The organism is Novosphingobium sp. B-7, from assembly GCF_000410615.1.
In the GTDB taxonomy this organism is placed as follows: domain Bacteria; phylum Pseudomonadota; class Alphaproteobacteria; order Sphingomonadales; family Sphingomonadaceae; genus Novosphingobium; species Novosphingobium capsulatum.
Genome location: NZ_KE148345.1, coordinates 29,732 through 39,565 on the forward strand (window position 1 = coordinate 29,732; position 9,834 = coordinate 39,565).

A 9,834-nucleotide genomic window follows, 5' to 3' on the forward strand; every position below is an offset into this window, starting at 1 on the left:
ATCAGATATCCTGCGACAGGCGGGTATAAAGCTGCGGGCGGCGATCGCGGAAGAAGCCCATGCCGGCGCGGTGCCGCGCGGCGGCATCAAGATCGAGCGTAGCGGCCAGCACGCCGGTTTCCGCCGCACCATATTCCGCCAGGAAATCGCCCCATTCGTTGGCGATGAAGCTGTGCCCGTAGAACGCCTGGTCGTTTTCCTCCACGCCGATGCGGTTTGCAGCGACCACCGGCATGCAGTTGGATGCGGCATGGCCGAGCATGGCGCGGCGCCACACGCGGCTGGTGTCGAGCTCGGCGTCATAGGGCTCGCTACCGATCGCGGTGGGATAGAACAGCACCTGCGCGCCCATCAGCGCCATGGCGCGCGCGCATTCGGGATACCATTGGTCCCAGCACACACCCACGCCGATGCGCGTGCCGAACACGTCCCACACCTTGAACCCGGTGTTGCCGGGGCGGAAATAGTACTTTTCCTCATAACCCGGGCCATCGGGAATGTGGCTCTTGCGATAGGTGCCCATGATTTCGCCATCGGCGCCGATCATCGCCAGGGTATTGTAGTAGTGTGGCCCTTCCCGCTCGAAAAAGCTGGTGGGGATGGCAATGCCCAGGCCCTTGGCCAGCTTCTGCATCGCCTTGACCGACGGGTCCTGGTCGAGCGGATGGGCCAGGGCAAAGCGCGCCTCGTCCTCGGTCACGCAGAAATAGGGGCCGGCAAACAGCTCGGGCGGCAGCACCACCTGCGCGCCTTGCGCGGCAGCCTGTTCCACCAGGGCGGAAACGGCGGCGATATTGTCTGCCGCGTCGGGCGAGTTGAGCGCAAGCTGGAGCGCGGCCACGGAAAGCTGGGTCATGGCCGTGCATCTATGCCCTCGGGCGTGTCAATTCAACGACAGCGGGGTACCCCAGCGGGCAATTCGCGCGCCAGAGGATGACAGGCGCCCTGCCCGTTCCTATCTGGGCGGCAAATCTTGCAGAAAGGGTTCCCCCGCAATGGCGACGTCCTCCGCCACCCCCTCCGCCGCCAACCAGGCCATTCTGGCCGGTGGCTGCTTCTGGTGCACCGAAGCGGTGTTCCGCGATGTTATCGGCGTTTCCAACGTGGAAAGCGGCTATATCGGCGGCGTAACCGAAAATCCCACCTACAAGCAGGTGTGCAGCGGCACGACCGGCCATGCCGAAGCGATTCGCGTGACGTTCGATCCCGCCGTGATCGACTACAGCCAGCTGCTCGACATCTTCTTTGCCACCCACGATCCGACGCAGCTCAACCGCCAGGGCAACGACGTGGGCACGCAGTACCGCTCGGCGTTGTTTCCGCTTGATGCCGCGCAGGAAGAGGAAGCCAAGGCCGGGATCGCCCGCGCGCAGGCCGAGCGCGATGCGCCGATCGTCACCAGCATCGAGCCGGTCGCCCCGTGGTATCCGGCCGAGGATTACCATCAGGAGTATTGGGAAGGCGAAGGCCAGCGCAATCCCTATTGCCTGGCGGTGATCCCGCCCAAGCTGATGAAACTGCGCAAGAGCTTTGCTGCGAAGGTGAAAGGGTAATCGCGTAGGGTGGAGGAAGGTTTCCACCACCCCCAACCCCCTCCTCTGAAGAGGAGGGGGCTAGTTTTTAGCGGGTTACTGGGCGTCGAGGCCGTAGGCGGTGTGCAGGATGCGCACGGCCAGTTCCACCTCGTCGGCATCGATCAGCACCGAAACCTTGATTTCGCTGGTCGAGATAGCCTGGATATTGATGCCGCGATCGGCCAGCGACTTGAACATCGTGCTGGCGACGCCGGCGTGGCTGCGCATGCCCACGCCGACCACCGAAACCTTAGCCACCTTGCTGTCGGCGATCAGGCGATACCAGCCGATCTGGTCCTTGCGCTCTTCCAGCAGGGCCTGGGTGCGGGCAAGGTCGGCCTGCGGGCAGGTGAAAGTCACATCCGTCTCGCCCTTGTCCTTGGCGATGTTCTGGATGATCATGTCGACGTTGATGTTGGCTTCGGCCAGCGGGGCAAAGATCGAGGCGACGGCGCCGGGGCGATCCGCGATCCGCGTGAGAGTGACCTTGGCCTCGTTCTTGTCGGCGGCGATGCCGGTGATCAGCTGGCGTTCCATTTCGTACCCTTCCAGTTCCTCGTCCGCGACGATCATCGTGCCGGGGATGGTGTCGGCGGCCGGCGCATCGTCGTCGATGAAGGATGACAACACCTGCACCCGCACGTTCTCCTTCATCGCAAGCGAGACGGAGCGGGTTTGCAGGACCTTGGAACCGACCGAGGCCAGTTCCAGCATTTCTTCGTACGTCACGGCCTTGAGCTTGCGCGCCTTGGCCACGATGCGCGGGTCGGTGGTATAGACCCCGTCCACGTCGGTATAGATATCGCAGCGGTCGGCGCCGATCGCGGCGGCCACGGCCACGGCAGAGGTATCCGATCCGCCACGGCCCAGCGTGGTGATGCGGTTGCTCTCGGTCAGCCCCTGGAAGCCGGGGATCACGGCGATTTCGCCCGCGCCCATGCTGGCCAGCAGTTCGGCCGAATCGATGCCTTCGATGCGCGCCTTGGAGAAAGCATCGTCGGTGCGCACCGGCAATTGCCAGCCCAGCCACGAGCGCGCCTTGCAGCCCAGCGCCTGGAGATGCATGGCCAGAAGGCCCGAGGTCACCTGCTCGCCGCTGGCCACCACCACATCGTATTCCGCCGGATCATAGAGCGCGCTGGCTTCGCGGCAGAAGTTGACCAGGCGATCGGTTTCCCCGGCCATGGCCGAAACCACCACCGCCACTTCATGGCCGGCGGCCTGCTGGCGCTGGACGATCCGCGCGACGCGGCGGATTCGCTCGGTTCCGGCCATCGAGGTGCCGCCGAATTTCATCACGATCCGGGCCAACGCTTGTGCTCCTGTCCACCTGCCAAAAGAAAGAATCTTGCCCGCATAGCCCATGGACCATGCGAAAGCGGCGCTTTAGGGAGGTGGCATGAGCAATGCAACATCCTTGAACGCGCAGACCATCCGCCCGGAAGAAGCCGCCCATTTCGGCAAGTTGGCGGCCGACTGGTGGGATCCGAAGGGCCAATCGGCCATGCTCCATCGCCTCAATCCCGTGCGCCTGGCCTTCATCCGCGCCGCGATCGATACGCATTTCGGCGCCGATCCCCGCGCCTTGCGCCCCCTGGCGGGCAAGCGCGCGCTCGATGTGGGCTGTGGCGCGGGCCTCTTGGCAGAGCCGCTGTGCCGCATGGGCGCGGATGTCACCGCAGTGGATGCAGCGGCGGAAAACATCGCGGCCGCGCGCGCCCATGCCGAGGGAGCCGGCCTGGCGATCGACTATCGCCATGGCGAACTGGCGGACCTTGGCCTGGCCGGGTTCGACCTCGTCACCTCGATGGAAGTGATCGAGCATGTGGCCGACAAGCCCGCCTTCGTGGCGGCGCTGGCAGCAACGCTGAGCCAAGGCGGGTTGATGGTGCTGTCCACCCCCAACCGCACCCCCGCCTCGCGCCTGTTGATGATCGAGGCGGCCGAGCGCCTGGGCATGGTACCGCGCGGCACGCACCACTGGGACGATTTCATCACCCCGCTGGAACTGCACGACCTGCTCGACGCCGCCGGCCTCAAGATGGGCAACCCGCAAGGCATCGCCTGGAACCCGGCCAAGGGCCTGCACCTGTCAGACGATCTGGCGCTCAACTATATCGTCACGGTCACGCCGGCCTGAGTCACATAGGGCTCAGCGCAGCTTCCCATTCGGCCTGCTTGAAGCCCACAAGCAGGCCGCCGGGATGCTCCACGATCGGCCGCTTGATCAGCGAGGGCTGCGCCACCATCAGGGCCACGGCCTTGGCGGTGGTAAGGTCGGCCTTGTCTTCCTCGGGCAGCTTGCGGAACGTGGTGCCGGCCTTGTTGAGCACCTTGTCCAGCCCGGCCTGCGCCACCCAGCGCGCCACCTGGCCTGCATCGGCGCCCTGCTTCTTGTAATCGTGGAAGGTGTAGGCCAGCCCCTGCCCATCAAGCCAGGTGCGCGCCTTTTTCACGGTGTCGCAGTTGGGGATGCCATAGACGGTCAGGCTCATGCCTTGGGCCTCTCGAAATGGTGGATGCGGCTGGGGGTGCCGGCGAACAGGGTATAGCTTTCGTAGTAATCAGACCGGCCGCGACCTTGCACCTGCGCGTGATCGGCCTGGGTGCGCCAGGCACGTGCCGCCGCTTCACTGTCCCATTCCGACAGGGCGATCACTTCGCCATCGTCGGCGACATAGGATTTGAAGCTGCGGAAGCCGGGCTGGCGACGCGCCAGGTCTTCCATCGCCTGGGCATCGGCGGCGTAAGCGGCGGCATCGATGCCGGCATGCTTGCGGTTGCGGAAGACGACGAGGTACATGGGCCAAGCGCCTTAGTGCGCCGCGCGGCCATCGACCAGTGGACATTTCCCGCGCCATAAGACAGAGCGCTGGCCCCATGAGCATCAATTCCTTCGGACACCTGTTCCGCTTCACCACCTGGGGGGAAAGCCATGGGCCGGCGCTGGGCGCCGTGGTGGATGGCTGCCCGCCGGGGCTGGCGATCGACGAAGGGATGATCCAACCCTATCTGGACGCGCGCCGGCCGGGCCAGTCGCGCTTTACCACCCAGCGCAACGAGCCCGACCAGGTGAAGATCCTGTCGGGTGTGTTCGAAGGGCGCACCACCGGCACCCCGATCAGCCTGATGATCGAGAACACCGACCAGCGCTCCAAGGACTATTCCGAGGTGGCCAAAGCCTATCGCCCCGGCCATGCCGACTATGCCTATGATGCCAAGTACGGCTTTCGCGACTATCGCGGCGGCGGGCGGTCTTCGGCACGCGAAACCGCCGCACGCGTGGCTGCGGGCGGCGTGGCGCGGCTGGTGATCCCGGAAGTGACGATCCTGGCCTGGGTCAGCGCGATCGGTGGCGACGCCATCGACATGGCCAATTTCGATGCCGCACAGATCAGCCAGAATCCGTTCTTCTGCCCCGATGCCCAGGCCGCCGCGCGCTGGGAAGCCCTGGTGGACAAGGCGCGCAAGGCCGGCTCTTCGCTGGGCGCGGTGGTGGAATGCGTGGCCACGGGCGTGCCCGCCGGCTGGGGCGCGCCGCTCTATGCCAAGCTGGACGCCGAACTCGCCCATGCGATGATGGGCATCAACGCGGTCAAGGGCGTAGAAATCGGCGATGGCTTTGCTGCGGCCGCCAATACCGGCGAAGGCAATGCCGATCCGATGCGCCCGCGCAGCGATGGCGGCAACCCCACCCGCGTGACTGGCCCGGAATTCCTGGCCAACCATGCCGGCGGCATTGCCGGGGGCATTTCCACCGGCCAGCCGGTGACAGTGCGCGTGGCGTTCAAGCCAACGTCCTCGATCCTAACCCCCATGCCCACGATCACCCGCGACGGCGAGGCGACCGACCTGTTCACCAAGGGCCGTCACGACCCGTGCGTGGGCATTCGCGGCGTGCCGGTGGTGGAAGCGATGATGGCGCTGGTTCTGGCCGACCAGAAGCTGCTGCATCGCGGCCAGTGTGGCTGAACGGGTCCAGGCGAAGTCTGTACGCTCCCGATACGATCCATTCAGACTGGGAACATCCTGAAAGGCGCAGACGTTTTTTCCTACGTTGAGGACCTAACGCAGGAAGAACACGATGCTAGCCAAACTGACCAAGATCGCTGGCGTGGCCCTGGCCGCCGCGCTGCTTACCCCCGCTGCCGCGCAGGCGCATCCGCAAGGTTGGGAGCACAGCCACCGCGGAGATCACCGCGGCTGGGACAATCGGGGCTGGAACAACCGCGGCTGGGAAAGCCGTCGCTGGGAACACCGCCGGTGGGAGCGCCATGGCTATGCCCGCGATTGCCGCATCGTGTGGCGCCACCACGAACGCGTGCGCATCTGCCGCTAAGCGCGGATCGCAAACCTGACCACATTCAGGCGGGCGGCGTGTACCAACACGCCGCCCGCTGTTGCACGCGGCTCGCCGGTTAAAGCCCCGTCCCGCCCAGCTTCCAGGTCAGCTGTAGATAGAAGCTGCGTCCCACGCCATCGAACCACGAGATGTCGTAATAGGGATAGCTGCCATAAGTGCGATCGACATTGGGGCTGGTATCGAACAGGTTGGTCACCGTGCCCGAAACCTGGACATGGTCGGTGATTTTGTACTGGGCCGAAAGGTTGAACGTGGTGGTCGGCTTGATGAACGCCGTTTCGTCATAATTGGGCAGGCGGCCGAGCATCTGGCCCTGCAGCGTGGTCGTGAACTTGCCGTTGACCAGGGTGAGGCTGGCCGTGCCCTTGTCACGCGGGATGTCATAACCGCTGTCATAGGCCAGCTTGTTGATCACCGCGTCGCCGGCATACTGGCGGAACGTGTGATTGAACACATAGGTGTACCCCAGTGCAAAGCTGAGGAAGCCCAGCCCCTGGATTTCCGAGGCGCGCCAGTGGAACGCCACGTCGATGCCATCGGTCTGTTCGCGCGCCACGTTGATCGGGTTGACGTAAACCCCCTGGAGTTGCCCTGCGAACGCACCGGAAGCATAGCGCTGCACCCGCGCGATGGCATCGAGGCAGGTGGGTGAACTGGCGTTGACCGCCGCGCCCGAGACCGTCTCACCCAGCACGCAATCGGATTCGCGGCGCAGCAGTTCATCCTTGCTGAGATCCAGCACCTGGTTTTCCAGGGTGACCTTGAAGTAATCGACCGAAAGATCGACCGCGCGATCGGGCTGCCAGAACACCCCGGCGTTGATCGACTTGCTGGTTTCGGGCTTGAGCGCGCGGTTGCCGCTGCGATGGCTGGTAATGCCAACCTCGTAATCGTCGCACTGGCTATAGGTGGCGCCGGCATTCTCGCGCCGGCAGGTCAGGTAATCGGTGCCATCCGGGTGGGTGTCGCCATTCCCCGAGAACACATAGTGCAGATCGGGCGCGCGAAAGCCCGTGCCCATCGCGCCGCGCAGCAGCAGGCGGCTGGTCGGGCGCAGTTCTGCCCCCAGGTTCCAGGTGGCCTTGCCAAAGCTGTTGTCGACCACGTGGAAATGGTCATAGCGCGCCGCGCCCGAGAGCTGCAGGAACGAGAGCACCGGCACGCGCAGTTCGCCGCCCAGCGCCCAGTGGCGGCGGCTGCCCTTGCCGTCGCTGTCGGTCAGGCCAACGTAATAGTGCTCCAGCGCCTTGGGATCGGGCCGCAGGTCATAGCCCTGCCCGCCATATTCGCCCACCAGCGCCACGCCCACGGCCCCTGCCGGCAGGCGCAGGACTTCGCCGTTGGTCAGGCTGAAAGCGAGGTTATCGGTATAGGAACGCGGGTGATAGATCGCGTTTTCGGTGATCGAATTGTACTGCGATGTGGTGAGCGGGGTATAGAACCGCGCCGGATCGGCCGAAAACACCGCATAGCCGCTATCGGGGTCAACCCCCTGCTGCTGGCCCAGGAAAAAGGCATTGCCCTTGGAGATCACCACCTGCGGGAACGATACCTTGCTGCGGTATTCCGAGTGGTTGAACGACAGCTCATAGGCCCAGGCCTGGTTCTTGCCGAACTTGCCGCGCAGGCCCGGCGTGACCGTGAAGCTGACCGAGCGGTTGCGCGTCATGCCGTTGCGCAGGCCGCCCATTTCCTCGGGCGTGAACTGGCGATACCAGTTGTCCAGCTTGGTCGGATTGAGGCTGGTGGGCATCTGCGTGTTGTAGAACGTGCCCTCCTGGTTGCCGTCGGCGGTTTCGTAATACCAGGTCAGCACATCAGGCAGCAGCGCCACCTTGCTGTAGCTGGCCTGGAAATCGGTGAACAGTTCCATGCCATTGGGTAGGTCGAGCCCGATCGCGCCAAAGGCATTCACCGATTTGCGCTCCGAAATCATCGTGCCATAGGCGACCGAGCTGTTCGAGCCGCAGTAATAGCCCGGCCCCCCATCGGCACCATAGCGCGGGCGGCTGGCGCGGAACGTGCTGCCGCCGTTGAGGCCCGACAGGCTGGCGCAGGTCGCCGCGCCGGGATCGAGATAGTCGGTATATTCATCGGTACGCAGGAATGTGCGGCGCGCCAGCCCGCCAACCGGATCGTCCAGCACCGAATCCTGCCGCGCCCGCTGATATTGCCACAGCGGCTTTTGATAGAGGCCTTCCACCCCGATCACGCCATGAAACGCGCCGGCATTCCAGCCGGTGGTCAAGGTCAGCCGGTGCGAGGCGCCGCCGCCGTGCTGCGTATCGCCATAGCGATAGTCGATCCGCGTGCCATCGACGCTTTTCTTGAGCTGGAAATTGACCACGCCCGAAATCGCGTCCGAGCCATAGATCGCCGATGCGCTGCCGCTCAACACTTCCACCCGCTCGATCAGGCCGACGGGAATGTTGGAAATGTCGGTGAAATTGCTCTGCCCGTTGAAAGGCAGGGGAAAATCGGCAATCCGCCGCCCGTTGACCAGCACCAGGGTGTGGTTGGGACCAAGCCCGCGCAAGTCCACCTGCTGCGCGCCGGGCGTGAAGGCCGCGCCATTGCCCGATTGCTGGCTTTGCGTTTCGCCGCCATTTTGCGTGAGCGCGCGCAGCAGATCGGGTACCGACTGATAGCCATTGCGCAGGATGTCCTGCGCGGTCACGGCGGTGACCGGCGCGGGCCCTTCCATTTCCACGCGCGGAATGCGGCTGCCCAGCACGACGATCGCGCTTTCGGGAGCCGGGGTATCGTCCGCCTGGGACGCGACCGGCAATTGCGTGATAGACGCTGGCGCTTCCTGCGCATGGCCCGCGCCTGCCACGGCCAAGGCACTCATGGCACCACCCGCAATCAACCAAACCCTGGAAATGCGCATTATTGACAGCCCCCTGTGATCGCGCTTCGATAGGGGCTTATGGTTACAAGCAAATCCTATTTGCAACCATAATTCACCAAACAATACAGTATCAATCGCAACTGTTACACGCTAACCACAGCAAAAGATGGCATATCAAGGGGCACGGGAATGCAGTTCTGGCGCATGGGATTGATCACAGTGGCAGGCGCACTGGCGCTGGCCAGCGGCGCGGCAGGCGCCTCGGAAGCAGGCTATACCCGCTATGTCATCGGTGATCTTGCCGCCCCTACCCCGGCCAAGGTAGCACCGGGCCTGCTGCTGGCCGGCGGTGGCGAATGGGACAGCGATGCTTTCCGCTGGTTCGTGGCGCAGGCCGGGCATGGCCATATCGTGGTGCTGCGGGCATCGGGCGCAGGCGATGCCGGCGATGAGTTCATGCACAGCATCGGCGGCGTCACTTCGGTCGAAACCTTCGTGTTCGATGATCGCAAGGCGGCAAGCGACCCGGCCGTGCTCGCCGCCGTGGCCAAGGCCGATGGCGTCTATATCGCCGGGGGTGACCAGGCACGCTATGTGCGCTTCTGGCAGGGCACGCCGCTGGCCACCGCGCTCGACCGGCTGGCTGCCAGCGGGCACCCGATCGGCGGCACCAGTGCTGGCTTGGCGATCCTGGGCGCGCATGTCTATGGCGCGATGGACGGCGGCAGCGCCACCTCGGGCCCGGCCTTGCGCGATCCCCTGGGCGAAGGCGTGACGATGGTGGAGGATTTCCTACACCTGCCGCGCATGGACCATGTCGTCACCGATACCCATTTCACCCGGCGTGATCGTCTCGGCCGCCTGATCGCCTTCGTGGCCAAGGCCCGCGCGACCACGTCCGACAAGGCCGCCGTGGGCCTGGGCGTGGACGAAGGCGCCTCGCTGATCGTCGATGGCACGGGCAAGGCGCGGCTCAAGGGGCCGGCCGGCACCTATGCCTGGCTGGTGCAGCCGGTCGGCGCGCCCGGTGCCAAGCCAGGCCAGCC

Annotated in this window: 10 protein-coding genes; 5 read left to right on the top strand and 5 right to left on the bottom strand. The window is 64.9% G+C overall.

The features are described 5' to 3' along the window. Nucleotide 1: 1 nt before the first annotated feature. Nucleotides 2-856, bottom strand: a complete 855-nt coding sequence (aguB, locus tag H926_RS0112680; protein WP_022676636.1) for an N-carbamoylputrescine amidase — start codon at nt 854-856, stop codon at nt 2-4. Between the two features lie 139 nt (nt 857-995). On the opposite strand from aguB, the gene msrA reads away from it, so the two are divergent. Beyond that, a complete protein-coding gene (gene msrA / locus H926_RS0112685; RefSeq protein ID WP_022676637.1) occupies nt 996-1,553 on the top strand; it encodes a peptide-methionine (S)-S-oxide reductase MsrA in 558 nt (185 codons plus the stop codon). 75 nt (nt 1,554-1,628) lie between these two features. On the opposite strand, the gene H926_RS0112690 is transcribed toward msrA, so the two are convergent. Then, nucleotides 1,629-2,870, bottom strand: a complete 1,242-nt coding sequence (locus H926_RS0112690; RefSeq protein ID WP_171792895.1) for an aspartate kinase — start codon at nt 2,868-2,870, stop codon at nt 1,629-1,631. 103 nt (nt 2,871-2,973) lie between these two features. Here H926_RS0112690 and ubiG point away from each other — a divergent pair, with 103 nt between their 5' ends. Beyond that, nucleotides 2,974-3,714, top strand: a complete 741-nt coding sequence (gene ubiG, locus H926_RS0112695; RefSeq protein WP_022676639.1) for a bifunctional 2-polyprenyl-6-hydroxyphenol methylase/3-demethylubiquinol 3-O-methyltransferase UbiG — start codon at nt 2,974-2,976, stop codon at nt 3,712-3,714. Nucleotide 3,715: 1 nt separating this feature from the next. On the opposite strand, the gene H926_RS0112700 is transcribed toward ubiG, so the two are convergent. Both H926_RS0112700 and H926_RS0112705 read right to left on the bottom strand, forming a co-directional pair. Then, the gene (locus H926_RS0112700) at nt 3,716-4,069 is read right to left on the bottom strand and encodes an arsenate reductase (protein WP_022676640.1); all 354 of its coding nucleotides are present in this window, start codon (nt 4,067-4,069) and stop codon (nt 3,716-3,718) included. Then, on the bottom strand, nt 4,066-4,377 hold the full coding sequence (locus H926_RS0112705; RefSeq protein WP_022676641.1) for an antibiotic biosynthesis monooxygenase: 312 nt from the start codon (nt 4,375-4,377) through the stop codon (nt 4,066-4,068). The genes H926_RS0112700 and H926_RS0112705 overlap by 4 nt, the downstream gene beginning before the upstream one ends. A gap of 77 nt (nt 4,378-4,454) precedes the next feature. On the opposite strand from H926_RS0112705, the gene aroC reads away from it, so the two are divergent. Together aroC and H926_RS0112715 are read left to right on the top strand one after the other, a co-directional pair. Beyond that, nucleotides 4,455-5,546: a chorismate synthase gene (gene aroC, locus H926_RS0112710; protein ID WP_022676642.1), complete on the top strand. Its 1,092-nt coding sequence runs from the start codon at nt 4,455-4,457 to the stop codon at nt 5,544-5,546. 112 nt (nt 5,547-5,658) lie between these two features. After that, the gene (locus H926_RS0112715) at nt 5,659-5,913 is read left to right on the top strand and encodes a hypothetical protein (RefSeq protein ID WP_022676643.1); all 255 of its coding nucleotides are present in this window, start codon (nt 5,659-5,661) and stop codon (nt 5,911-5,913) included. Nucleotides 5,914-5,992: 79 nt separating this feature from the next. On the opposite strand, the gene H926_RS0112720 is transcribed toward H926_RS0112715, so the two are convergent. Continuing rightward, nucleotides 5,993-8,788 (bottom strand): TonB-dependent siderophore receptor, encoded by a 2,796-nt coding sequence (locus tag H926_RS0112720; protein ID WP_022676644.1) that lies wholly within the window; start codon nt 8,786-8,788, stop codon nt 5,993-5,995. A gap of 204 nt (nt 8,789-8,992) precedes the next feature. Between H926_RS0112720 and H926_RS27355 the strand changes: the two genes are divergently transcribed. Further along, a partial coding sequence (locus H926_RS27355) for a cyanophycinase (protein WP_202804715.1) occupies nt 8,993-9,834 on the top strand: 842 nt, incomplete at its 3' end.